Annotated in this window: 20 protein-coding genes; 4 read left to right on the forward strand and 16 right to left on the reverse strand. The window is 43.0% G+C overall.

What is annotated here, in order from left to right:
• Nucleotides 1-240: 240 nt before the first annotated feature.
• The 15 genes from A3712_RS07520 to A3712_RS07590 form a co-directional block, all read right to left on the reverse strand.
• Nucleotides 241-741, reverse strand: a complete 501-nt coding sequence (locus tag A3712_RS07520; protein ID WP_063522939.1) for a DUF4266 domain-containing protein — start codon at nucleotides 739-741, stop codon at nucleotides 241-243.
• A complete protein-coding gene (locus A3712_RS07525; RefSeq protein ID WP_063522924.1) occupies nucleotides 741-1,205 on the reverse strand; it encodes a TlpA family protein disulfide reductase in 465 nt (154 codons plus the stop codon). The genes A3712_RS07520 and A3712_RS07525 overlap by 1 nt, the downstream gene beginning before the upstream one ends.
• A gap of 72 nt (nucleotides 1,206-1,277) precedes the next feature.
• Nucleotides 1,278-2,483: a vWA domain-containing protein gene (locus A3712_RS07530; protein WP_063522925.1), complete on the reverse strand. Its 1,206-nt coding sequence runs from the start codon at nucleotides 2,481-2,483 to the stop codon at nucleotides 1,278-1,280.
• Nucleotides 2,476-3,036: a tight adherence pilus pseudopilin TadF gene (gene tadF / locus A3712_RS07535; protein WP_063522926.1), complete on the reverse strand. Its 561-nt coding sequence runs from the start codon at nucleotides 3,034-3,036 to the stop codon at nucleotides 2,476-2,478. Before tadF ends, A3712_RS07530 begins: the two co-directional genes overlap by 8 nt.
• A complete protein-coding gene (locus A3712_RS07540; protein WP_063522927.1) occupies nucleotides 3,026-3,469 on the reverse strand; it encodes a TadE/TadG family type IV pilus assembly protein in 444 nt (147 codons plus the stop codon). The genes tadF and A3712_RS07540 overlap by 11 nt, the downstream gene beginning before the upstream one ends.
• Complete coding sequence (locus A3712_RS07545) at nucleotides 3,469-4,209, reverse strand: tetratricopeptide repeat protein (RefSeq protein WP_063522928.1); 741 nt, start codon at nucleotides 4,207-4,209, stop codon at nucleotides 3,469-3,471. The genes A3712_RS07540 and A3712_RS07545 overlap by 1 nt, the downstream gene beginning before the upstream one ends.
• Entirely contained in the window at nucleotides 4,206-5,057 is an 852-nt protein-coding gene (locus tag A3712_RS07550) for a type II secretion system F family protein (protein ID WP_063522929.1), read from the reverse strand. The genes A3712_RS07545 and A3712_RS07550 overlap by 4 nt, the downstream gene beginning before the upstream one ends.
• Nucleotides 5,054-5,962 carry a type II secretion system F family protein gene (locus A3712_RS07555; RefSeq protein ID WP_063522930.1) on the reverse strand — a complete coding sequence of 303 codons (909 nt, stop codon included), beginning with the start codon at nucleotides 5,960-5,962 and terminating at the stop codon, nucleotides 5,054-5,056. Before A3712_RS07555 ends, A3712_RS07550 begins: the two co-directional genes overlap by 4 nt.
• Entirely contained in the window at nucleotides 5,959-7,308 is a 1,350-nt protein-coding gene (locus tag A3712_RS07560) for a CpaF family protein (protein WP_063522931.1), read from the reverse strand. The genes A3712_RS07555 and A3712_RS07560 overlap by 4 nt, the downstream gene beginning before the upstream one ends.
• The gene (locus tag A3712_RS07565; protein WP_063522932.1) at nucleotides 7,308-8,468 is read right to left on the reverse strand and encodes a P-loop NTPase; all 1,161 of its coding nucleotides are present in this window, start codon (nucleotides 8,466-8,468) and stop codon (nucleotides 7,308-7,310) included. The genes A3712_RS07560 and A3712_RS07565 overlap by 1 nt, the downstream gene beginning before the upstream one ends.
• Entirely contained in the window at nucleotides 8,465-9,088 is a 624-nt protein-coding gene (locus A3712_RS07570) for a CpaD family pilus assembly lipoprotein (RefSeq protein ID WP_082856194.1), read from the reverse strand. Before A3712_RS07570 ends, A3712_RS07565 begins: the two co-directional genes overlap by 4 nt.
• Nucleotides 9,089-9,095: 7 nt before the next feature.
• On the reverse strand, nucleotides 9,096-10,490 hold the full coding sequence (locus A3712_RS07575) for a type II and III secretion system protein family protein (protein ID WP_063522933.1): 1,395 nt from the start codon (nucleotides 10,488-10,490) through the stop codon (nucleotides 9,096-9,098).
• Nucleotides 10,483-11,355, reverse strand: a complete 873-nt coding sequence (cpaB, locus tag A3712_RS07580; RefSeq protein ID WP_063522934.1) for a Flp pilus assembly protein CpaB — start codon at nucleotides 11,353-11,355, stop codon at nucleotides 10,483-10,485. The genes A3712_RS07575 and cpaB overlap by 8 nt, the downstream gene beginning before the upstream one ends.
• Before the next feature lie 32 nt (nucleotides 11,356-11,387).
• On the reverse strand, nucleotides 11,388-11,567 hold the full coding sequence (locus A3712_RS07585; RefSeq protein ID WP_004740725.1) for a Flp family type IVb pilin: 180 nt from the start codon (nucleotides 11,565-11,567) through the stop codon (nucleotides 11,388-11,390).
• A gap of 78 nt (nucleotides 11,568-11,645) precedes the next feature.
• Complete coding sequence (locus tag A3712_RS07590) at nucleotides 11,646-16,259, reverse strand: DUF1566 domain-containing protein (RefSeq protein WP_082856195.1); 4,614 nt, start codon at nucleotides 16,257-16,259, stop codon at nucleotides 11,646-11,648.
• Nucleotides 16,260-16,529: 270 nt separating this feature from the next.
• On the opposite strand from A3712_RS07590, the gene A3712_RS07595 reads away from it, so the two are divergent.
• Nucleotides 16,530-18,545, forward strand: coding sequence for a hypothetical protein (locus A3712_RS07595; protein WP_063522942.1), 2,016 nt, complete (start codon nucleotides 16,530-16,532; stop codon nucleotides 18,543-18,545).
• A gap of 52 nt (nucleotides 18,546-18,597) precedes the next feature.
• Here A3712_RS07595 and A3712_RS07600 read toward each other — a convergent pair whose 3' ends face one another.
• On the reverse strand, nucleotides 18,598-19,815 hold the full coding sequence (locus tag A3712_RS07600; RefSeq protein ID WP_082856196.1) for a multidrug effflux MFS transporter: 1,218 nt from the start codon (nucleotides 19,813-19,815) through the stop codon (nucleotides 18,598-18,600).
• Nucleotides 19,816-20,142: 327 nt separating this feature from the next.
• Between A3712_RS07600 and A3712_RS07605 the strand changes: the two genes are divergently transcribed.
• The 3 genes from A3712_RS07605 to A3712_RS07620 form a co-directional block, all read left to right on the forward strand.
• Complete coding sequence (locus A3712_RS07605) at nucleotides 20,143-21,324, forward strand: MFS transporter (RefSeq protein ID WP_063522935.1); 1,182 nt, start codon at nucleotides 20,143-20,145, stop codon at nucleotides 21,322-21,324.
• 908 nt (nucleotides 21,325-22,232) lie between these two features.
• Nucleotides 22,233-23,246: a phytanoyl-CoA dioxygenase family protein gene (locus A3712_RS07615; RefSeq protein ID WP_063522937.1), complete on the forward strand. Its 1,014-nt coding sequence runs from the start codon at nucleotides 22,233-22,235 to the stop codon at nucleotides 23,244-23,246.
• On the forward strand, nucleotides 23,246-24,384 hold a 1,139-nt coding region (locus A3712_RS07620), incomplete at its 3' end, for a DUF6271 family protein (protein WP_063522938.1). The genes A3712_RS07615 and A3712_RS07620, both read left to right, overlap by 1 nt.

The following is a 24,384-nucleotide window of genomic DNA, read 5'->3' on the forward strand; positions in this document are numbered from 1 at the left end:
CGTTGTTGAGTTGCAGTTTCTTGACAACGTCTTGCGATAAAGCATCGCCTTCTTGATAAGCCATTGCAGGTAATGCACAGAGACATGATCTTCAGCTAATGCCACATTAGCCACTGCCGCTGCACTTAGCAGCGTAATTGGTAGTTTTTTCATTTTGTTCTTATTTAGTTTTTGAAGTACTGAATATTTTTTTATTGATTGAGTGTTTTTTCGATTGAGTTTATTGGATCGATTTAATGGTTAGTTACAGCCGCAGCCGCCACCGCCAACACCGCTGCCACCCACAGAGCCCTGTTTGTAGGCAAAGACTTTTTCAGAGAAAACATCGAATTCTGGTACTGGACCGCCCGGTTTCATCTCTTTTTGAGCTAGCGTCCCTTTCTCCCAAGGCTTTACCGGCTCAATACCAAGAAATTCATCGACAAACGCTAACGCTGAAGGCTTGTTAGTCTCTTCTGGCTCTTTTTTTTTGATAACCAGCTGTTTTGCCTTTGGTGTAACCATGTCGATGTTGCGTCTAGTTGCGCTTTTGGTGGTTTGGTTTGAGTGCGTGCCGCCACTGGAGTAAACCGTGCCGGAAATGATCTCTTCTTCTACGATAGGGCCATCGCTATTAGTGCTGTTATTACTGGTTTGCTGTTCAACGGACTTTTTTCCTAAACCACTAAGGTCGAGTTCAAGTGCCGCGTTCGTGGTCATTGGAATAGCGAGCAATCCAACAAGAGTGGCTTTCATCAACATCATAACTGCACTCCCATTTTCACTAGGTCATCAGTAATGACGTCGCCAATGTGGTTGATTGCGCCAAAGCGAATCTTGATAACCTTGCCTTGGTAGATGTAATAAAGTGCAGGCATACCGATAGGTCTAAACTCTGCGATCAATGCTTGCTCTGGATCGTTGACTACTGGGAATTCCAATCCGATCTGCTTTTGAAACTCAAGACCAACCTCAACATCCTCATCGACATCAACACCTTTGAATGTCACGCCAGTGCCTTTGAGTTCTTTGTAGAGTTGGTTTACTTCTGGAAGTTCTTTACGGCAAGAAACGCACCACTCAGCAAAGAAGTCGACAATAGTGAGCTCCTCGTTGTTGAGTTGCAGTTTCTTGACAACGTCTTGCGATAAAGCATCGCCTTCTTGATAAGCCATTGCAGGTAAAGAAAGGCACAGCGCTAATAACGCTAGGGCTCGTGTAAACATGTATTTCTCCATATTGTTTTTAAATTTGTTTGTTTTAATTTCAGATGTTTTGAGTCACACGCTTTGTTTGAATTAGCGAGTGAGTTGGATGCTTGCTGAGTATTCAACCGCCAAAATGTCGGAAAAGTACTCGTTAAGTTGTGTCGTATTGGTGGCACTGAATACGCGTAAAGGATTTCCTGCACAGTTCTCGAATTGAGTAATTCGAGTTGGGCTGACGCCATAGCCGATGAAATTCATTTCAATGCCGTATTGCTTGATAGCCTTAGTGCAGAACCCAGCGTTTACGAGTTGATTGAACGCGTTTCCTTCGTCAGCGCCATCGGTGAATAACACCAGTTTTCTTCTAGTTTCGGCTACCGTGCTTACGTGTATTCCCCATGCTTGTTGCCAACTTGGGATAAGCTGCCTCACTCCCCATACCAAACCTTGATAAGAGCGAGTACCGCCATTTGCTTTCAGGCTGTTTATCGAGTTTTGGACGCGGGAAAAGACATTGGTCAAGGGCAACATTGGTGAGTCTTGATTACAGTCGCTTAACCACTTACTTGGCGGTGTAAACTTCACCGGTCGCTCTGAATGCAGCGTCGCGAGGTTATCTACGGTCAGCGCCGCAGAGAAATCGCCATTACGATAGCTAAGTCCATCGATACAGTAGATTCCGGCTGTTTCTTCGGATAACCAGGGCGGGCGATGTGTTGCCACTCCAGAATCGAAGGGAACGATCGAAATCCTTACTGAATCTAAATCGTTAGCGTTATTGCTCTGAGATTGAATTGTATTCAAGGCATTCGACAAAATAGATTTTAGTGACTGTATGTTTGAGCTCATGGAGCCAGATACGTCGAGTACCAATACCAGCTCTGTTGGAATCGCAGAGTGTTTGCTTTCAACCACCCCCTTAAAGCCACCACCTGTTGCAGTCACATTTTGGTCATAGCGTTCATAGCTGAAATGCGGTAGTAGCGGTGTAACGGAGTAACCTAGGCTAATTCGGCAGCCTTGGTTTTCTGGCGTTAATTCACTCACACCTTTCAATGTTGGGTGGTAGTAACTTTGGTATGCGCGCATCATTTTCGAAGTCGCCTCATCAGCAAAAGCACAAGCCAGTGCGGCAGAGTCAGCGGCTTGCGCAGCTCGATTAGAAACCATCACTTGCGCGCAGATCATCAGAGTGCCAATAGCGATAAATAGTGCAGGGAGCAGTAGTGCAAGAAAGGAAAGAGTGATGGAACCTTTTTGCTGCCGGGCTAGGCCGCTAAACATTGAGTTAACCATAGTGCTTACCTACCACTACTGATGAGCTTTTTAGGCTTTTTGGAAGATCAAGTCGTTCGTAGTCAAATGGTGTCTTTACGCATATGGTCAGTTGAATCAAAGTGGATGGTCTTCCATTCAATGCAGGATCACCGTTGCCTACAACAAGCATGTCCGTAAGGTCCTCAATAGGTGGGTCACTTTGGCAGTTGCTTCCTGCATAAAGATATTCGTATTCCCACGTCGAAGCAGCAGTATCAAAGACACGACTTTCAAGTAAAATCCCAATATCGCCGCGGGCAATACTACTCGGCAGATAACGTTCAGCGAGCACGAGTAATGGACCTTTCAGAGTCTCGGGTAAACCATTCTTCCCTTGCTCTGGTTTGAGTTGAGTTGAAGAAATCGCATTCACTAGGTTGTAAGTAACATTGTCTAACTGAGTCTGCATACTGAATAAGCGGTAGATAGCAACCAACCCCCACAGAATGAACATCATCGCGAGCACGACAAATGGGAACTCAACGGCGGCTGATCCCGCTTGTTTTTTGGTGTGTGTGTTATTAACCGTCATAACTCACCAATACCTTTTTTTCCAAGGTTGTTATGTTGCCGGTACGTTCTAAAAAACGGGTTGAAAGGCTAGGCAGCAGAGCGAATGAGGATGCGTAAGACACCGTGTACTCCCCTAATACTGCTTTGCTTATTGGTGCCGCCTTCTCGTTAACCAAGTCCGGTAGGTTTTCAACGTACAAAGGTTGCGACAACTTGATCTTGCTGCGATCGATCAGCGGGAACTTGTCGATAGTGTCGATGAAAACTTGATTTGATAAAGGGCCAACTGGTCGAGTTTTGACTTCTCGAGCTCCTGCATGAACGGCGACATCGAAGATGATGTTGACCAGTAGCAGACGGCAGATCTCAAAGAACCCTAGTATCAGCAATAGAAACGGTAGGGTGATCATTAGAAACTCAACGCTATTCGCACCTTTCTGACGAGAGAGCATTATTGTTCTCCTCGCTTAGCGTGTGCGGCTAGGGCTTGGTAATACAAGCTATTGTTCGCGTATTCCGGTTGCGACAGGTGCTCACGAGCGATCGCTTTCGCAGACTCGCTGTCGCCAGAAAGCGCGTAAGCCAAAGCAAGGTTAAGCTGGAGTTTTACGCTCGCTTCACCTCTAACAAAGATCGGGTGCAGAATTCGAATCCCTTGCTCTGGTTTACCATCGAGTATCCAAGCCATAGCGAGGTTGTTTCTGTACTCGTTGCTTGAAGGCATTAAGCTAAGTGCATTTGAGTAACACTCTCTGGCTTTGGAATACTGCTTATTGAGCGAGTAACTGACTCCTAAGCTATTTTGAGCAACGTCATCGGAAGCTTCCAGTCGGACAGACTCTTCAAGAGCCGAGGTTGCTTGTTCAAGCTCTCCTAAAGCTAGCCATGAACGGCCTATCTCACGGTAAATCGCACTGGATTGATTAAGCTCGATAGCACGCTTTAAGTAATGCAGTGCTTCGTCATAACGACTGGATTGATTGGCTGCGGAGCCCATCAACAGTAGTAACTGCGGGTCTTTGGGTTTCGCTACCAACATTTTGCGATAGAGATCCATAGCGCTCTCAGGCTTGCCGTTCAATAGTGCAACTTCAGCTACTTTCATGTCCTCTACGTGCTCATTTTGTGTTTTGTTTGTTGATTGGCACCCTGTGAGTATCGCAAGTAGGCAACATAGAATGGTGTGTCTCATATTCCCCCCAATGTTTGCATTAAATTAAGCATAATTGGTGCAATGATAATGGCGACTACTGGCAACATAATGAAGACCACTAAAGGGAACGACATTTTTGCTGGTATTTTTCCGACCCATTCCTCCAGTTCGAGAAAGTAGTATTGACGGCTATCAGAAGCGATAAGCTTCAGAGCGTCAGCAAGCGGTGTACCGTATTGAAGTGCTTGATTCATCGTGGTGACGACATTGTTGATGTCAGGCAGTTGTATTCGTTTGTCTAAGTTGTTGAGTGCCGTTTGTGGTGAATCGAGAACCGATATCTCTGTCGCGGTTAATAGCCACTCGCGTGACAATGCAGGAGAGATCGAACGCATCTCTTCACCAACACAGCGGAATACGGATTCGAGTGTTAAACCTGATGCAACACAGATCACCATCAAATCAATTGCGTCAGGCACGACACGACTAATTTGCATTAGCACTTGGTTTACCCACCAATCGAGAATCCGATCGATAAGAATGCCGGTAACGATGGCGATGGCGATACATTCCGCTATTGAGTACACGTTCGACTCCGAGATTTGAGTCATGTGCCAAATCATGGCGCCAACGGTCATTAGGGTGAACCTTATTACGAGAAAATAAGTTTCTGCATTTGGTGACCCTAAACCAATTAGGGTCAGCTTTCGACGTCGAGATTCTTGACCCTGAAAGCCCCAATCGCTTGAGGTTGTTGAGTATTTATTAGAATAAGCAGAAACAGACATGAGCCTATTTTTGACGATATCTCGTTTAAATGAATAAAGGTGCGCAATCAGGGCCAGTAGTAGTCCTGTCCCTATCATCAATGAGGCAAAGTAGGTCATGAAGAGAACCTTTTATTGCGTGTTAAGGAGTTTAGAATCAAGGTGCCAAAACAGATGCTACTCAGAACGTAAATAAGTACATTTTGTCCCGATTCAGTATTGATCAATCGATCGGCCATTATGGGTTCTATCCAAGCTATGCTTCCAATTAAGCCGATGGGTAATAGAGATAGAAATAGAGCAGTCATTCGAGGCTCAGAGGTTAGGCTTTTAACCTTTTTTCTCATGGCTCGGTTGTCATGCATCGTTCGACTCAGGCCTTGAAGAATGTCACGTAGTTGACCACCATTCGACTGATTGAGGATGAGAGCAACAGAGAAATAACGAAAGCTATGGTAAGGAAGGCGAATACACGCGTCCTCTAACGTGTCTCTTAAGCTAAGCCCAAGTGCCAAGTTGTCACGAATATATGAGAACTCGCGACCGAGTAACCCCTGTTCATTTTGCGCGACTTGGTCGATAGCTTGAGGAACAGATAAGCCTGCAGAAACGGCTCTAGAAATTAAACCAAGCACACTGATAATGCTTTTCTCGAATTCTTCTACTTGCAATTTACGGCGGTAGAAAACCAAAGCGAAGAAACAAGTGAGCCATAAACCGGCAACAGCAATTACCTGGTAGTAAAGGGCTACCTTTGGCAAAAAAGCATGGCTTGCAATTGGAAAGCCAATCGCAGTAAGAATTATAAACCCCTTGTCTGAGGTGCAGAGTAAGGCATTGATTCTTCGAAATAGCGCATATAGTTTATTAGAACGTATATGGTCGTCTTTTTTTATCGAGATGCTAGATGCCTGTTGCTGACAGCTGACAAGCTGTAATCGTTTATTGACGTTGGCATGTCTCGCTCGACGCCTCAACAATAAGAGGCTTAGTAATGTGCTTAGTACTACTAGAACTAGGATCATACGACGTCGACCTCCATCGCAGCTCTTAGTTGTTTATCTAGCTGGTGGTGTCTGACTTTCTCGTTGAAGTGAGGGACACATCTAGCACTTTTGTAGCACCCTATAATGTTTCCTTGTTGATCCTCAGACAATGCATCAAAGGTAAAAAGGTCATGAGTAATGTATTGTTCGCTTTCAATACCCTGTACTTCTGTTATTGAAACAATACGCCTTTTCCCATCACGCATTCGCTCAACTTGGATTACGACATCAATGGTGTCAGCGATTTGGCGGCGTAGCGCGAAGAGCGGTAAAGTGGCTTGGCTCATCATCAACATGTTTTCCATTCGAACCAGAGCATCTGCCGCCGAGTTAGCGTGCAGTGTACACAGAGAACCATCGTGGCCTGTGTTCATCGCTTGCATCATCTCAAAGGCCTCATCACCACGAACTTCGCCTAAAATGATGCGATCTGGTCGCATACGCAATGCATTCCTGACCAATTCCCGCTGGGTAATCGGTGTTAAACCTTCTGCGTTGGCTGGGCGAGTTTCTGCACGTACTACATGTGGTTGTTGCAATCGCAGTTCAGCTGTGTCTTCAATGGTAATGATGCGTTCTTGAGGTGGAATGCTAAAAGACATCGCATTCAGCAATGTGGTTTTACCTGCGCCTGTGCCACCTGCAACAAGAACGTTAAGACGAGAGCGAACGATGATATCGATTAACTTAACCATTGATTTTGACATCGCTCCGAGGCCTTCTAACTGAGCCAATGAGAGTTTATTCTCATTGAATTTTCGGATTGAAATATAGGTCCCATCGAGCGCTAAGGGTGGAATCATCACATTGACACGACTGCCATCATCCAGTCTTGCATCGACTAATGGATTCGATTCATCAATTCGCCTACCCACCTTGCTCACGATACGTCGTGCTAAGTTGAGCAGCTGCTCTTCATTACGAAATTGAACCGTGGTTTTTTGCAGCTTGCCGGAACGTTCTACGTAAACTTCGCGGTAACCATTGACCATAATGTCTGTGACCGTTTGGTCTTCAATTAAAGGTTGAAGCGGTCCCAAACCTAAAAATTCATGCAGCAGTTGTTCTACAGAATGAGTCACATCACCGTGGCCTAATGGCAATTGCTTGGCGATCACTATTTCCGACACGAGTTCAGCAATTCGGGCCTCTAGAGCTGACGTACTTAAGCTAACTACAACCGATGGGTCGATGGCCTTGATAACCTCTTCGTGAATAACATGGTAGTGCTCACGTATGGAAGGTGTCGAGGTTACGCTAGATTGATTTATTCGTGCGCCACCGTTTACATCTTGTTCAATGACCTGAGGGTTCTGACCAAACATTATGCACCTCGCTTCCAAAAGCGGCGACTGCTCTGAGGCACTTCACCGGTGATCAACTCGATGAGAGAATTGAACGCAAGCTTAGCCTTTTTATTACCTTTGTGAGCAGGGTGTCCGAGTGATGAATTGCCTATAAAGTGGTTCGGTAAAAACGGAATGATAATATCGACTTTGACGCCTAATGATTTTTGCACGTCCTTTACAGAAATCATTGATGCAGAGTCTGACTTACAATGATTCAGGATCACTATCGTCTGTGAAGAGGACGGCTCCTGCAGTCGCTTGATAATTTGGCCAGCGTTGCGGATAGCCCCCAGTGTTGGTTCAACAACAATGACTCTTATATCGGCGCTTTTCAGCGCGTTGAAGCCAACTTGATCACGTAAGGAGTAAGTTGGGATATCCATTACCAGGTAGTCTGCTTTTTGTAGGCAAAACTGGGTAAATTGGTCCAAAGCACTCTTTTGTGGCCAAAATGGTGCGGCATCTAGAGGTAGATAGCCAGTAAAAAGAGTATGTTTTTCATCCACACTGATCCCGCAGCGCTCGAATACAAGTGGTTCAAGTCTTTCTGGATATTGTAAAAGCTCTATTAATGCTGGGTTCCCTTCAACATTGAGTAGTAGATCCAAATCGCCCATTGAAAAGTCGAGGTCTAGGCAAGCGACTTGCTTACCTAGTTCGGCCAGTTGTTGAGAAAGCGTTGCGGTAATAGTGCTGCTACCTGCGCCCCCTTTGGTACTGACAACCGAGATGACTTTTTCATTGCGTTTCCCGTTACTGTTTTGCAAGGCCGTAAAGGAAACGTGTTCTAAGTCTTGCGTCGTCACAGGAGGTACTAAGTAGTCACTCGCGCCTGATGCCAGCATGCCACGGTAAATGAAAATTTCATTGGATTGCCCAATCACAATAATTTGGCACCCTGTACGCTTAATCAAGCGTTGCACCGCCTGTTTCGATTCTGCTAACTCACAACTCATCACGTCGAGAAATACAGTTGTGATACCATGTTTTAGGACCTGTCGTATTACCTCATCCTCTTGATTGGAAGAGGTGATAATGTGGTTAATACCAAAGTCACTCAATGTCGCTTTAAGCGATAGGGTGTCGAGTTGCTCGGACGCAGCGATGAGTACCGTTAACTGGTGTACTTTATTCATAGCGAGCCCCCTAGCGTGTTCGTCGAAGAGCCATTAATTGTTTGTTGGTTTTGGGCTGGTGGAGCCAAGTAGTTATCGATACTAGAGACAGCTTTTTGTCCTTGAGTACCACTGATCGGTTGACCGACGATCAGATCTTTAGGGTTGGCTACCATTTGTGCAAGGGCATTGGCATTGGCACACCCAAAATTGCGCTGTGTGCGGTAGGCGTTGACTGTGGTTCTTGGCGTTTTACCCGCGTCACAGGCTGTGACTTTGGCACGGTAAGACTCGACTAAAATGGTGATGTCGCCTTTACCTTCTGTAGCCTCGTCTGCTACCCAAATTTGTGATGGATAGAGGCCTGATTCGATCAGGTGAAGCCTTACTTTCTCTATCTGACTTTCACCTTTCGGCGTTGTTTTTGTTATTTTGACCATCAAGTTACTTAATGCACCTCGGCGAGACATGAAATCAGAAATATCCGCCTTTTCCTGATCTGACAGGGCTTTTCCTGAAAGCGTTAGAGAGAACTTGTTCGTAACCGACACCACATCGACCGATGGTTGCTGAGTGGTTGGCGTAGGTGCGCATCCCGCAAACATAAATAGGGCAGGGAGTAATAAGGATAATTTGTTCATGATGTCCTCAGTAATAGAACCCGTTGTCACCCAGCAAGCGAGGCTTCTGGTTGTCGGTGTATGTTTCTTGGTCGTGTGTTCTTTTACGCTGAATTCTCGGCAGTGCCAGAAGACGTTCAACATCGCTTAATGGAATGAGACCGTCGGTTGGTAGCTGCATCGAATCTGAACGAGTTGGTTGCACTAGATAAGCCGTGACAATGATGATTAACTCTGTTTCTCGGCGAGTGAATTCCGTCGAACGGAAGAGACTTCCTAGTACTGGTATCTCCGCGACAAGTGGTACTTTTTGTAATTGTTCAATGTCTTCAGACTTTAATAAGCCGCCTAAAGCGAAACTTTGCCCACTGGCTAGCTCGATGGTGGTAGAAGCACTGCGAGTAGTGAAAGAGGGAAAGTTGGCTCCTTGTATTACTTGCTGCCCGTCAATCGAGACATTGCTGACTTCTGGGTTGACTTTTAAACTGATGCGATTTTGGCTAAGCACGGTGGGGGTAAAGTTCAGTTTAACACCGAAGTCTTTGTACTCAATTTGCGTGGTATCAGCAGTAATCAATGGCAGTGGAACCTGTCCACCTACTAGAAATTCTGCATCTTCACCAGACATTGCCGTCAAGTTAGGTTCAGCTAGCACAGACATCATGCCGTTACTTGCTAATGCATCAACCAGTGTTGTAATGCTTGGTTTTCCCCAGCTACTGACATTAGGAAACTTTGCAAAGTAAAATTGTCCTACGCCTCCGGCGAGTGAGCCCCATTTGATTCCGAGTTTGTTGGATACATTTCGAGAGACTTCGGCGATTTTTACTCGAATGTTGACTTGATTTGGCATGGTGACAACCAATTGATTAATCAGCTCCTCTTCTTTGGAGGAGGTAGGCTGACTTTGAGTCAGTGCACTGTCGCTACTGTTATTTTGGTTTGTGTTCGAGCCTTCTTTCTGCTCAGTTTGGTTAACAATGGGAGACAGATACCCTTTCGCCAACGACACGATATTGTGCGCCATCATTGGGGAAGGAACACGGCCTTTTAACCACAGTTTGCCGCCTAAGGATTCTGCGTTAACTGACGCTTCTGGGAACTTGTTTTTCACCAATTCATTGAATTCGCGGCTGTTGTGAGTCACACGAATCTTATTGGTATAGATAACGCGTTCTTGCTCGTTCAAAACGGTGATGGTGGCGCTGCCAGCTCGTTTGCCAAATACCATCACCTTGGTGTTGGTTAAGGTTTGGTAATCCGCAATATGAGTGCTAGAGATGAAAATCGACTTCGCTTTTTCTGGCAGGCGAATCATTTTTGCCTCATTGATTGTCACATCAAGCGCAGATGCTGCTGATGCAAAAGAGAGGCAAAGGCTTGATAGCAGGAGAATCCCCCACCAACGACAGGTACTAGCCATTGTTATTAGCTCCGGTTTTATTATTAATCGTTTTGTTATCGGCTCTAAATTCCACCAGACCGACGTCAGGCAATATCTGAGTGGTGTCTGGAGAAATCACTTCTAGTGTGACTGAGTTTGCTTGTTGAACGTTAACTTGGGTGTCGTTTTGTCCACGCAGTGCAAGAGTGAGTTTTCCCAGTTGTTCAGCAAGCACGACTTGGTTGGCTTGCTCTGGGGTAACCTCTAGAGAAACGCTGCTGTTATCTGGAATGACCGCACCATAGGAGTCTCTCACCTTTTGGTAAGATTCTGCCGCTTGAGTGTTATTAAATGCCAAAACTCTAGCATCATGAACAATGGTGGTGACATATAGCCCTTGTGACGAATTACCGTAACGAAGCAGCTCACCATCTTGTGAGCCCAGAAGTAGGATATCGACTCGATCCCCTGGTTGGATGAAGCCTGAATTTGCTGTGATCTGATCAACAGGGACGGAAATAGCGCGATAGCCGGGCTGCAGTTTAAAAGAGAGTGAGTAGCCTCCCTTTGGCTCAGTAATGTCTGCATGTGACAATACGGACCCTTCGACCAGCTTTGTTTGGGCAATACCAGACATAGAGTGGTCGGCTGAGATACTTTCTGGTGTCACATAGTCGATGTAATTCTCCAACTCACCTAAGGGAATGGCTTTCCACTGAAATGAATTTGGGGTGTAGTTCTGGCCTATGTCAATAGTACGAGATGGCACCAATACTTTAATGGTTTGCTGAGTGGTTGGCACTGAGACTTTTTCTGACGCGTTATTGCCTTGACTGAACAGTAAGACAGATAACGCGACTACTGAGCATAATAACGACAGCAACAGGAGCCGCTTGGCAGTCATGGTTATTCCTTTAATGTTATAAGTAGACGGGCTTATTCAGATTCTTGTGCTTTCTCTATTTTTTCGACCACTGTGCTATAGGCATCAGTGATCGCGTTTGTCAGTGTCCCATCTTTGCCACCAACCACAGACAGTAAGACTACAGACATCGCGGCAGCGAGAATGGCGTACTCAATCGCAGCCGCACCGCGTTGCTTTTTTTTGTTCAACATGATGTTATTCCTTGCGTAATTCAGCCTCGGTAGAGGTCGATTTAGTTGATATTAATATTAATTGCCAATATGTTGGCTTTATTTACCAGCTGTTAGTCTATAAAGTCTTGAATTATAGCGACTTATTTCAGCTGAGCTTTCTGAAAATGTTGTGATGTTTAAAGCCTTAAACTTACCGCTTTCAGCTGGGCTGTTGGTTACATATTTATCATTTAGATTATTATGTTTAAAGACCGTAGTATTTAAGGGAAATAACCCGTAAAGCTGGTATTTGCTTGGAATACGCCAATCTTTCAAGCCGCACATCTGGTTGTTATTCCAAACTTTTATCTCCTGTTGAATCTGTTGGTATGTCTTTTTCAATTCATCTTTATTTACATCTTGAAATATTTGCCATGCTAAGCCGCTGATTGAGTCTTTAACACATATCGCATCGTTTCTGTTTGGAACGACTTTTCCCATCGCGTCCAGATATTCATAGTCTTTTAAAGCTACCTTTTCTTCACGAACCAATCGCGCTAACGTAATTTTCTGGTTAGTACTGTCTGTGCTTGTAAAGCTTGTTTCTTGGTTTTTGTTGATTGTCTTAAAATGTGCAATGTGCATATTTGCATTGTCTTTTTGATCTTTGGACCAGTAATAAAATACTGTCCCATCATCAGTACGCATGTCATACTCTGGGTTCAAAGCTAAATGATGGGGGAATACCTCTATATTCAACGTCAGGTATTCGCTTTCTGGTTTTACTGGTTTTGACTTTAAAGACCACAGTTGAGTCAAACTTGGGACTGACCAATCTTTAAACCCACACATGCCTTCATCGGCATTGGTGGTTTCGAGAAGCCCGTCGCTCCCTAAAATGCTTGGTAATCCAGATGCGGAAGCATTGTAGAAGAGCTTGTCTTCGCCTTGTGGTAAGCCGTCTTTGAGTAACGTCCAAACTCTGCGTTTGCCTGGAATACGCTTGTCTTCAACGCATCGCCAACCTTGTGCATATGTGGTTGTCTTATCGAGGTAATGACCAAATTTATCGATCTTGGCAAATCGTTCGTTATCGAATAACACCTCAGCCTCTGGTACCTTGTAACCTGAGTTTTTTAAACCGTCATTGGCTTCATCTTCAAATGTCGTAAGAACGCGAGATTTTAGGCTTTCCATTTGAAGAATAAGGTTGCGATACAGTGCTTTCAGCGTTTCATCATCAGAGTTTCTTATATGCTTATTCAGCGATTCAATGAAACTTTCTGCCTGCTCGCGCTCTTGCGCTAACAAATACAATGCTTGATTGAGCGCTAAACTCGCTTCATGTATTGCCTTTGCCTCACCCTTATTTTTTGACGTTCTGAGCGAACCGACTTTTACATCTACCGTCGCGTTTTTTTGTTGAATTTGTGCCAGTTTCTGAGCAAACTCAGCGCCTTCTATCAGTGTTGCCAGTGTTTTAGTGTTTTGCTCTAGTTCATAGGTTTTTGCTATGAAATGGTTGAGGGCGTCTTCAAGTTCTTGGGTATCGTGAGTATTACCGCGTTGTTGAGCCATCTTGATCTGCAACTCGTATTTTGCAATCTTTGAGATGAAAAGATCAGAGCCACTTTTCCACTTTTCGGTTAAGCCCGACAGTGTCTCCAATTTTTCATTTGCCGCAAATTCTAACAAAGCGTAACTTCTGTCTGTTTGGTTCTTACTAAACCAGTTTGTTAAGAAGGTTTTTGCCTCGTCTAAAACACCATCAACTCCATTTTTTTGTTCACTGAGTAACTCGTTGATTGTTTTGGGAGTGTTATCTATTGTTACCGTCTCATTATTGATGAGGTTCAATAAGCCTTGGTTCGTCGGCAGCGTCCATGTTGTGTATACATAAGCATTTGATGTGCTATAAACCTCACCACTCCTCACTATGACGTAACTGTCACTGTCATTGGCCCAATAATTTGTTCCTTTCCCTATTAAGTCACTGGTTAGATTTGAGGGTAGATTGTCAACACTCCGTTTTGAGAGTTCGATGGCTTGTTCCATTGTAGGAAGCTTCCAATCGTTGATACCGCAATTCTTTAACCCTCGAACTGTATTGGACACTTTGCCAACTTTTATATAATCCTGTTCCGTAGCCCAAAAAATCGGCTCACCTTTGCCCTCGTTGTCATATTCAGCGATGCAATTGAAACTATCCCTCTCATAACCCGGTCCATATGAAGTTTCTTTAAATTTTGCAGGAGTATTTAAATCTTGCATCGGAACGAATGTGATTGCGTAGAATTCACCGGTTTTGTCTGTTGTTGCCCAAAGAGGTTCGCTCGCAGGGTTTTTAACGGTTTCTTTAGCATTTTCTTTTAACCTAATGGCCACCTTGTCTTTGTTATATGCTTCAGTGCCGATAAATTGTGGCTTCGATACAACGGGATGCCACGTTTTTCCTTGGTCGTTGGTGTATTCGTAATGTTGAGGTAATTCGAAGCTGATTTCTTGCCCCCCAATGGTGACTTTTTGCCAGTAATCCCAGTCATAACCGTTGGTAAGGTTAACTTTAGCCTTATCCTTAGGCTCAAATTCGGGGTTAATGATCCTTGCTCCTACCCCCTTGGGTACCGGGATATCGAATACCTTGGTGAAGTCTTCCGTAGGCGAAGCTATCTCACCGCTAGCTCTGGCATGGATGATACTTCTTGCTACGCGTAATTGGACATCTGTTGCGCTTCTCGCTTCGTTGCCCACATGGAAGGGCATTGTCACTACTTTGGTCCATGTTGCCCCTGAATCGAGCGACACTTCATAATCTGTGGGGTTATACGGCTCAACGATGCTCCACTCAAGAGTGTTGTCGATATTATTTACAACCAGATTTTGTGGTGCATCAGGTTTGAAAGTATAGGGTTTATCAGAGCAGAGCAGTTCACCAGGAGGGTGCTGCTTTATCGCGTTTTCTTTTACTCGCACGCAGACCTGTCCGCTGGCAAAAGCTTTATTATCAACGAGCTGAGGATTACCGGTGACCGCATTAAAGTGAAGCCCTCGATCTAGTGAATACTCGTAGGAATTCACTTCTTCAAATGTTTCAACGGGCTGCCATTGGAATGTATCCTGTGTGTCGTCAACCATTGGATTGGTTGGGGCGACCGGTTGACTATCTGAATGGGTAAAAGCTGAATCGATTGTCAGTTCATATCCAGGCGGTCTCGCATTCGATGAGTTACTTTTCACACGAATCGAAATCGTACCCTCTGGGTATGATGCATTTTCGAGTATGAATGGAACTCCCGTTACATCCTGCCAGTCCTTATCAAGGCCAAGCTTTATCTCATAAAATGATGGGGCCTCGTAGCCATCTACCCAGAACCAATTGATCAGGTTGCTGTTGTCATTGGCAAAATCGAGTGTCGGTTGCTCTGGTTTTGGTGGTGTAACGGTCATTGGAGCGGTTGCCGCTCTGATGGAACCAGCTAGATGTCCAAGTGTACTATTTTCAGCAACTCGTACTTGTAAATGACCACTTGGTATGTCGAGGTCAGCGATATTCTGTGGCTTTTCTGTTGCCCGGATCCAGTTGGTTCCGTTGTCCAGTGAGTATTCATAAAGGCTTGGAGCATTGAAAGAATCGACAAAATCCCAATCAAATCGGTTTTTTGCATCATCGACGTAAACTTTATAAGGGGCCGCAGGCTCGGTTTTTAACGTATATGCTTCATTTGAAACTGCAATGTTTCCTGCTGGTGTGTTTCGTGTTTTCGAAGCGGCAACTCTTACCTGAACAGCCCCTTCTTTGAGCGCTTGGGACCCGACATGAATCGGTTTTCGGGTCACGGTTGCCCACGTATTTCCAGAGTCTAATGAGTATTCGTAATCTGAATTTTGGTTGAAACCACGGACAAATTGCCAGTTGAACGTATCAGATACATCATCTACTTCGACATGTTTAGGTGCAGGAGGAGCGATTAAGATTGCACCACTGCTGATATCCGATTGAGATATTGTAAGTTGGTCTTTGAACGCCTCACCAAGTTTTTTCAACGTGTTGTTTGTTCCAGGTGCACCATGTGAGAGTAAATCTGTTTTCGCTTTTAAGGCGATTAGATCCAGCGAAGCGAGTTTGTACATAGCGCCTTTACGAGCATTTATTTGATCTATGCCTACCTCAATGGAAGCCTTTTGTGCTTCTTGAATGACGCGGGTTAAACCGCGAGCAAGCATATGTAATTCTCCGCTATTTGATGAGTTTGATGCAGCGTAATCACTGATAGCCAGTTTTTTCTCAACTCCTAGCTCTTGGGCAATCAATTGTGCCGCCATGTCAAAGCTGATCCCACTGCTTTGTGCGACGCTGGCGATGAGTGAGGTGATCGGGCTAACAACCGCGGAGTGTGTTTTTGGTATTTCAAGTGTGAATGTTAAATCTATGGTCTGGCTTGGCATATCCATGTCGATGGTTTGGTTTGCGATTGCCTCAACCAAGAGCGTCTGTCCTGAACTCTCATTATCAAGATTTAATTCAAAGTACCCATTGGAATCTGTTGTTGAAACTTCCCCATCTGCGGAATCACACATAGCATTGTGGTTTTTATCTAAACAGACTTTCGCTTTGTGTAGGTAACCATCGAGAGCTACCCCTGATAGTTTTTCTGCATCAGCTTCTACGAACGATTGTGCCTGTTTTTCATCTGATCCTGCGCCACCACAAGCCATTAGCATTGTGGACATGAGCGAAACACCCACCAATGTGTATGGATTCCTTACCACTTGAACTCCAAATATTTTATAAATTACTCATAAGAAAGGTCGCTGATGTTAATTTAAATGATAGTGATTATCAATATTGTTTGATCTTTTATTTCGAAAAGTGATTTAATATCAAAATTATATTCTTTTAATTGATTAATTTGTCAGTCGAATAGGTCTTAAATAATGAGTTTGAAAGTGGGTAATAGTTTTTTAATGTGTAAATTGTCACTTGCTGTGTGTGGTGCATTAATGGTCACAGGATGTGGGGGGGGCTCTGATGGAGAGAACCCTGTTGGATCTGTCCCTTCCAGCTATACCTTTCAAAGTTCATTAGTATGTGCCGATGCAGATCTGAATGGCGTATGTAGTGACCTAGAAAAACGTATTGCAAACGTATCTATGCATGCGCAGCTGAGGCAATACGATGGTGCGGTTTTGACTGCCCCTCCTGGCTTTGAACTGGTGTCGCCTTTTACCACTTTGATTCATAGTGAAATGATGTTTAACCCAACGGTTAGTAACGATCTGGCTCAGGCTAAGGCATCCCTTCAACGTAAGCTCGGTGATCACGTTGGGGTCAATTTTTCCTCACTAGACACAGCATATGGTCCTAAAGATAAGTCTAACGTGTTGCTAAAATCACTGAAAAAGGCACAAACTGATGGTAAGCAAAGAGCATATACTAATATCGCCCACGCACTCGATCTTATGATCGAGCATCAAACGTTAGATCTGTCTGACGTAGACGTTTCAGGGATCGCTTCGAGGCACTTGCAAATTGACAGTGATTTGGTTGTCCGCGGTTCACAAGCGGTACCGCAATTGTCTGGTGCGAAATCCGTCGCTTTGAATCGAGCTAGCGGTCAAATCGTATTTTTGACTGCCGATGATATGGTGATGCAAATAGACAGTGCTGTACGTAATAAGTCTGTGACACTGATTGGAGACGCAGAGCCTGAAGTTAATTCAGGTTTGATGAGTATTCGTTCACACGACGATCACTACGGTCATGATGACGATGACGATGACGATGACGATGACGATGACGATGACGATGACGATCACGGTCACGGAAGTGGGTCTGGGGGTGGTGAGGTCGAGGTAAAATCGAACGAAATCGTTCAATTGGTACCAGCATTAGATGGCGTTCAAGCTTATAAGGTTTACAAGCCGACGGCTTACGTTTCAGCGACAGCAAGTGATGTATGTAATGACCAAGGTTCCAATGGCGTATTTTTAGCAAGGTTAAGCAGTTCTAGTAACAATGCAGAGAAAAAAGCTTTCGCAATAGATACTTATAGCAGTCGAAGTGGTGGTGAGCTTCCTCCGGTTATTAAACCTACACCAGCGGTTGACCCATCCGCAAATCAATCGTGTGTGAATGATAATTTTGCGTCGGTACTCCCCTTATTGCAAAGCGGTTCCTTGTTGGCGGTTAAGGGCTCCAGTAGTTCAGTAGGTTCTCAAGAACTCAAGTTGTTAAGTGCCGACACGCTCGCCATGAAGAGTTTGCGTCATCCGCTTAAGGCCTCGTCGCCACAAATTTTCCCCTCTTATGATGAGAGTGAAGTATTGGTTATCTACGGTAACCACCCTTTAAGCAGTAATGTTGCATCTGAAGTTGTGAATGCTGCAAACCTCTCGACTAAGATGACGATTGGCAAGACCAATTTGAAAACCGCGAACATTGTTGCCCAACAGCAAATTCTATTGGGCTTGGAAGATAATAAGCTCGAGTGGATTTCAAACTCCGCACAGCAAAAAGAGCTCGGAGGGCTAGCGGTTGATGGTGCCATTCGCCATATGGCGACATCGGCGGATGGAATTGTGAGCGCTATTACAACCGAGAATTCGCTCTATATCGTGGATAACATGAAGAGATCTGTACTTGTACACCAGGCGTTGATAAGTAGCGCGATCAACTTTTTGTATGTATTAGAGGATAAGGTCATTGCAGTGACTTCTTCAGGGGTGGATTACTATCAATTCCGAGATATTAGTGGTCCGGCTCTTAAAGTTGGTAGCCAACTGGTAACAAAAGAACTTCTCAAAAAATGGGAAGACAGTGGAAATTCAAGTTGGAACTCTACTAACTTGGGGTACGTGCTCTCTCAGACAGGAACAGAAAGTCGTACTTCTGAACAATTCAAAAACGTTAACCTTTCATTTTCTCCTTCTAATGCAACAACCTCGAGTGGCATCACTGGAGTGAACGTTAGCGGCTTAGAGCGAGGCGAGTGGTTAACCTTTTATAAAAACCTTTAAAGGTCTTCAATAAATAAAGAGGGGAGGCTAGCTCCCCTCTTTATTCAGATATTTACTCCATATTTTCTGCCTGCTTCAATCGGCTTTGACGCCAGTAATTGACTGAGGAGATAGCAGCTAAAAAGGCAACGACAGCGGTCATCACATGTACGACTGACTCAGACGTCCCTTCATACGCATTACTGCCTAAATCAATCGCTGCAGAAACGATAAATAGACGAATAGCTGTCACCAGTGATGCTGCGATTCCCGTTAGCTCCGGAAAAACTTGCATCGATTTCGCAAAGAACAATCCAATCGATAACCCTGCACCTATTGAAAACAAGCACATCGTCCCTGTTAGGATGAACGGTGAGTTAAGTTGCTCAGATGGCAATAAGAAAAAGATGAGTGTGGTGGTAAATATTAAGCCAAGCCCAGTACTTTTTAATTTATCGATACCAAACCTGTCGATTAAGCGTGCGTTATTCAAACTCACCAAGACGAATGTGCCCAGTGTTGCCATTTGGAAAAATGGGAACTGATCAGGGCTGACTTCTAATTGCTCTATATACAATAACGACATGTTGGAAACATAAATCATATAAGCGGCAAGAATTAAGCTCGTTACTAGCGTGTTGTACCAAAAGGTTGACGAAGACAATACGGTTTTATAGTCGCTTGCTATTCGCTTAGGCGCGACCTTTTTCCGTTTATCTTTACTCAAAGATTCAGGCAAGAAGAAGAAACATTTGGTCGCAGAAAGCAGTACTAAAATGGCGATAAAGACAAAGTTTGCTTTATACCCCATATGGAGACTTATCCAGCCGCCTATAAGAGGTGCAAAAGCCATCAAGCTGACCACTAACGTGTTGAGATCGGCAATCAGTTTGGCGGCGGGTTCTTCATCAAACAGATCAAAGATCATTGCGGTACCAACGATCACACACGCCGAACTGCCAAAGCCTTGAAGCAGTCGAAATGCTAGTAATTGCTCGATACTCGAAGCATAAATACAGCCGATACTTGCAGCAAGAAAGACACTAAAACCAAACATTAGTATCTTTCGGCGACCAAAATGATCCGATAGTGGTCCATAGAGTAAAGAACCAATACAGATGCCGATAAAGTTATAGCTCAGAATGCGCTGCACCATAACCGCGTCAGTGTTGAAGTCGTTCAGTATATCGGGAAATGTGGGTAGATAGATATCCGTCTCCATGGCAGCACCAAGGAATATGAATACCATTAAAAATCGAAACCACTTCCCCTCATGAGAGATGGGAAACATAGTTAATCCAATGAGTTATTATTATAAAAGTCAGAAGCGCAAACGCTGCAAGTGCAGGTAGGCTTAGAATGAAATTTTGATATTGGGATTCGCGTAGTAGAGAGGAGTGTTACGCAGGGTTGTTATTCCCGTCACTTGGTTGTGATCAAGTATCAGGTAAATGTAACATAATGTTTCACGAATGCAAGGCGTCGATTTCCATTATTATACCGCCCTATGTAAACGATGAAAGTCGTGTCATTTTAACTTCTCCAGAAGTGTTAATGATTTGTGACTCAAGAGAAAAGCAGAGTATGATGTAGCATTATCATTCAGAATTTGGCAGCTATGAGTGCATCGAATGCAGGCTGGAAAACGCCGCAAAACTTTTTATTACTGATTTCTATTATTGTTCCTATCGCGTTTTCGAGCTGGATGGCTCTGCTTAATAACTTCGTTATAGAAAAGGCGAACTTTGATGGTGCCGATATCGGTTTGCTACAAAGTGTTCGTGAAATCCCAGGCTTTTTAGCTTTTACTGTGGTGTTTGTGCTGGCTTTCATCCGCGAGCAGCGCTTTATGTTGGTATCGCTCGCGATGCTTACTGTAGGTACGGCGATTACTGGCTTGTTCCCTTCTCTTACTGGACTTTTGCTTACTACTATTTTGATGTCGACGGGCTTTCACTACTTTGAAACACTCAAGCAATCTTTGTCCTTACAATGGCTGAGTAAAGAAGAAGCACCAGAGATGCTGGGTAAAATGATCTCGGTTGGTGCTTTCGCATCTTTGATCACCTATGGCTCTATTTGGGTGATGCTTGAGCAGTTAAAGCTCGATTTTGCTTGGGTCTATGGCATTACTGGTGGCCTAGGTTTTGTTCTGGTGCTAGTGATGACTTTTGGCTTCCCTGAATTTCAAACCAAGACTCAACAAAATAAGAAACTGGTGCTGAGAAAGCGTTACTGGCTCTACTACGCGTTGACCTTCATGAGTGGGGCCCGACGACAGATATTTACCGTATTCGCAGGCTTTTTGATGGTTGAAAAGTTCGGTTACTCTGCAGCAGACGTCACTCTACTGTTTTTAATCAATTACCTGTTTAACTTCTTATTTGCAAAACGTATAGGTCGATTAATTGGTGTAATTGGTGAACGCAAGGCATTGATTTTCGAGTATGTTGGTTTGGTCGGTGTGTTTGTTGGGTATGCTTTAGTGCAAACGGCTGAATGGGCCGCAGCTCTGTACGTAGTCGATCACCTATTCTTCGCTTTAGCGTTAGCTATTAAAACCTATTTCCAGAAGATTGCTGACCCAGCCGATATGGCTTCCACCGCGGGCGTGTCTTTTACTATCAACCATATTGCGGCGGTTGTTATTCCTGTTGTATTCGGTGTGATTTGGCTATCTTCGCCTTCGACAGTGTTCTACATTGGTGCAGCGATGGCTGTGGTTTCTTTAGCGCTGTCTTTGAATATTCCTAAGAAGCCTGAAGAGGGCAACGAAGTACGAATGTTTAGTTGGCGCTAATGCCACGGTCAACTAACGTGAGATAAATATAAAGCTCCAATAGCGATATTGGAGCTTTTTTAGTTTCTGCGGTTGATACTTTTAAATGCTCTGTTGATCTAAAGAGCTAGCAAAGTGTTTTCTGTAGCTGCGAAATGTACTGTTGCTGAAGATTGTCGTTAGAGTTTCCGCGAACAGCCCCTTCGATCCACCTGAAACCTGAGTTAGAAAATTAAAATTTGAGGCTTGAATAGAGCGTAACTTGTTTCGATTGGTACTGCCTTTTGCCATTCTCCCTTCTTATTAATGCACTTGATTGCAAACTTAATCACCACACTGTAATTCGAAAAATTAAAAACTATAGGATTTAAATAAAAATCATTTGTTTTTGACTAAATTATCAATTTAAAAGCTTGCCTAAATATAAGACAAAATATCCTATGAAATATAAGGGTTATTTAAGTATCTGTTTTTTTATTGTTGTTTTTTTAGACAGGTGGTTTTTAAATTACCGATCATTAAGTGTATTGATTATGTGGTTATTTGAAAAAAAAATAAGATAATTAAAATTAAGTAAAAATTAATATTTAAATTAAATATGCCAAGATCATATATATTAATAATATTTCTTGATTTAGGTGGGGGAGTTGTTGGTAAAACGTTACACAACCGTCTTCGATTAAAGGTAAATTTTCAATAAAAGACCTTTTTATGGTGATTTTTTTTAAATTATCTTCACAATAATTAACATTATTCGTTGGAGGGAGAGCAGTATTTTGTGCTTTTGATTTTTTTTGTTATGGAAATGTCATGTTGGAAGTCTATTTTTGAAAAGTTACATTTCAATTTGTGGGGTTAAATAAAAAATAAAAATAAGTACATTACTCGAAAACAAATTAACCGGTGAAAAATAAGTTTAATAATATTTTATGAAAGAAAAGTTTTTTAATTCGGCCTGTGGTAGATACCAAAGTGAAGACGGCGAATCATACTTCGCAAAAAAAAATCTTAATCAAATAACTAAAGATTTACCACTTAAGGTTTTAAGTAAAGAAGACTGGAAACATTGGCAAGAATTTGGGTTTGTGATTATAAAGAGTGCAATCTCTAAGGACCTTTCAGAGAAGATACTTGATATGACCTGGGATTTTCAAAATATGGATAGGGAGAAACCAGAAACATGGTATCCAGAAAAAGAGTACCGGAGCGATCTCGATAAAGACCTTTATGTATATGGTTTTGTTGAAGTGTATCACCATCAGTTGCTATGGGATTCACGCCAAGACAGTAAAGTATACAATGCATTTGTTGATATATGGGATTGCGAAGAGCTATGGGTTACTTTGGATAGAGTGAATCTTAATCCACCTAATATATTGAACAGATCAAGAGATTTAATAAAACGGACAGATGAAGGTTTTGATATTTCGTTACATTGGGATGTGGACACGAGTTTAGAAAATCTACCACAAAGAGTTCAGGGTATTATTGCTTTGAATGACTCGGACCCGGAAACCGGAGGGTTTCAATGTTGCCCGAGTTTGTTTAGACATTTTGACGATTGGAAAGTGAAGCAGCCTAAAGATCGCGACCCTATCAGACCTAAGGTAAATAAAGAGGAGCATCCAATTGTTATTCCTCGATTAGAAGCTGGTGATATGTTGATTTTTAATGGCCTGTTGGCACATGGAGTTAAAGAAAATATGTCAGAAAGAGGAGTTAGAGCTGTTCAGTATTTGTCTATGTCTCCTGCGCTCGAAGATAACAGTAATTTGAGAGAATCCAGGATCAAGTCTTGGGAAAAACTTTCAACTCCAGACTGGAACCCAACTCTATTGGGTGATGCAGTCATGCATGAATCGGAAAGGTATGGTAGTGCAAAATTGAACGACTTAGGCAAAAAATTACTGGGTTTAGCTAAATGGTGTGAGGATAAATCGTAATGAGAAATGTATGTTTATCTCTCCCAACAAACCGTGAGTGTAAAGAGACGATTAAGCTACTTGCGTATGAAGCAGAATACGCAAATAAAAACTTTGATATCAATATCAAATTACTTATTCTGGATACTTCGCCAAAAGAAATAGCTCAAGATAACCAGTCAGTTTTACAACGTTTGAAAAATGAATTATCAATAGAAATAATTTACCTGAATGAAAATGAGCAAGATAAATTCATTTCTGATATTGTAAAAATTTCCGGAGTGGAAAAACCAGAAAAAGCAATTTACCTGATGAGTCCTAAAGGAGTTTCTTATGGAGCATGTACTAATAGAGCATTCCTAATTAGCTCTGCAATGGGGTGTGATATATTGTTAAGAAGAGATTCTGACAGTCGCTATCAAAAACTGTCTAACAATTATATCTTTCCTATAGAAAATGAACTAATAGCTTTGGGAATAAAAGCTAAAGATATTATTGATAAGGTTAACTCTAGCTCATTAACTCATAAGCAAGAGTTAATGCCTATTTCTTTAGTTGGTGGCTCCTTTATTGGTGAGATGTCAGTCGATATAAGTGAACTCAAGGAATTATCACCGTCTGCCTATTCTAAGGTGGTTGGTTTGTGGGCTCCTACAGGTTCGACCGAAGAAGAGAAAAAGTCCTTGGTCGATGTTTCATTTACTGGGGGAGGAACTACACGATTTACAAAAGACCATAAATGCCTTGGAACATCTGATCCTATGAAGATAGATATGTGTAATGTTGGTTTTTATAAAGTTCACCAACATATACCTCTACCACCGGGCGAAGAGACGACAGGCTCTGATTACTTCCTGTTACATTTTGTAAAAAGCTCTACATTACCAGGTATATCTCATAATAGACATATTGAAAACTTTTATACTCCTGTAAGAAAAACGGATGATGGATTTAAAAAATCTCAATTAAGATTCTGTAAGTTTCTGATATCTATGCCATATCTATATTCAATTTATGAGAGCATGGAAAAATATGGCAGTAATATAATTAATGAAGAGTATGAACCTAGAGTTGAACTAATTAAAAGTTTTATCGATAAGAGTATATTGATAAATGAAAATGTCTGTAACGAAAAAATAGAAATTTTGATAAACGAGTA

This window comes from Vibrio sp. HI00D65 (assembly GCF_001635455.1).
In the GTDB taxonomy this organism is placed as follows: Bacteria; Pseudomonadota; Gammaproteobacteria; order Enterobacterales; family Vibrionaceae; genus Vibrio.

What these genes read in the sequence shown, in the direction of transcription:
- A3712_RS07575 (WP_063522933.1), bottom strand. Translation starts at nt 10,490, where the DNA reads ATGGCTAGTACCTGTCGTTGGTGGGGGATTCTCCTGCTATCAAGCCTT.
- A3712_RS07525 (WP_063522924.1), bottom strand. Translation starts at nt 1,205, where the DNA reads ATGTTTACACGAGCCCTAGCGTTATTAGCGCTGTGCCTTTCTTTACCT.
- A3712_RS07530 (WP_063522925.1), bottom strand. Translation starts at nt 2,483, where the DNA reads ATGGTTAACTCAATGTTTAGCGGCCTAGCCCGGCAGCAAAAAGGTTCC.
- A3712_RS07520 (WP_063522939.1), bottom strand. Translation starts at nt 741, where the DNA reads ATGTTGATGAAAGCCACTCTTGTTGGATTGCTCGCTATTCCAATGACC.
- A3712_RS07595 (WP_063522942.1), top strand. Translation starts at nt 16,530, where the DNA reads ATGGTCACAGGATGTGGGGGGGGCTCTGATGGAGAGAACCCTGTTGGA.
- A3712_RS07615 (WP_063522937.1), top strand. Translation starts at nt 22,233, where the DNA reads ATGAAAGAAAAGTTTTTTAATTCGGCCTGTGGTAGATACCAAAGTGAA.
- A3712_RS07605 (WP_063522935.1), top strand. Translation starts at nt 20,143, where the DNA reads ATGAGTGCATCGAATGCAGGCTGGAAAACGCCGCAAAACTTTTTATTA.
- A3712_RS07545 (WP_063522928.1), bottom strand. Translation starts at nt 4,209, where the DNA reads ATGAGACACACCATTCTATGTTGCCTACTTGCGATACTCACAGGGTGC.
- A3712_RS07540 (WP_063522927.1), bottom strand. Translation starts at nt 3,469, where the DNA reads ATGCTCTCTCGTCAGAAAGGTGCGAATAGCGTTGAGTTTCTAATGATC.
- tadF (WP_063522926.1), bottom strand. Translation starts at nt 3,036, where the DNA reads ATGACGGTTAATAACACACACACCAAAAAACAAGCGGGATCAGCCGCC.
- A3712_RS07560 (WP_063522931.1), bottom strand. Translation starts at nt 7,308, where the DNA reads ATGTTTGGTCAGAACCCTCAGGTCATTGAACAAGATGTAAACGGTGGC.
- A3712_RS07555 (WP_063522930.1), bottom strand. Translation starts at nt 5,962, where the DNA reads ATGATCCTAGTTCTAGTAGTACTAAGCACATTACTAAGCCTCTTATTG.
- A3712_RS07600 (WP_082856196.1), bottom strand. Translation starts at nt 19,815, where the DNA reads ATGTTTCCCATCTCTCATGAGGGGAAGTGGTTTCGATTTTTAATGGTA.
- cpaB (WP_063522934.1), bottom strand. Translation starts at nt 11,355, where the DNA reads ATGACTGCCAAGCGGCTCCTGTTGCTGTCGTTATTATGCTCAGTAGTC.
- A3712_RS07565 (WP_063522932.1), bottom strand. Translation starts at nt 8,468, where the DNA reads ATGAATAAAGTACACCAGTTAACGGTACTCATCGCTGCGTCCGAGCAA.
- A3712_RS07590 (WP_082856195.1), bottom strand. Translation starts at nt 16,259, where the DNA reads ATGTCCACAATGCTAATGGCTTGTGGTGGCGCAGGATCAGATGAAAAA.
- A3712_RS07550 (WP_063522929.1), bottom strand. Translation starts at nt 5,057, where the DNA reads ATGACCTACTTTGCCTCATTGATGATAGGGACAGGACTACTACTGGCC.
- A3712_RS07585 (WP_004740725.1), bottom strand. Translation starts at nt 11,567, where the DNA reads ATGTTGAACAAAAAAAAGCAACGCGGTGCGGCTGCGATTGAGTACGCC.
- A3712_RS07570 (WP_082856194.1), bottom strand. Translation starts at nt 9,088, where the DNA reads ATGAACAAATTATCCTTATTACTCCCTGCCCTATTTATGTTTGCGGGA.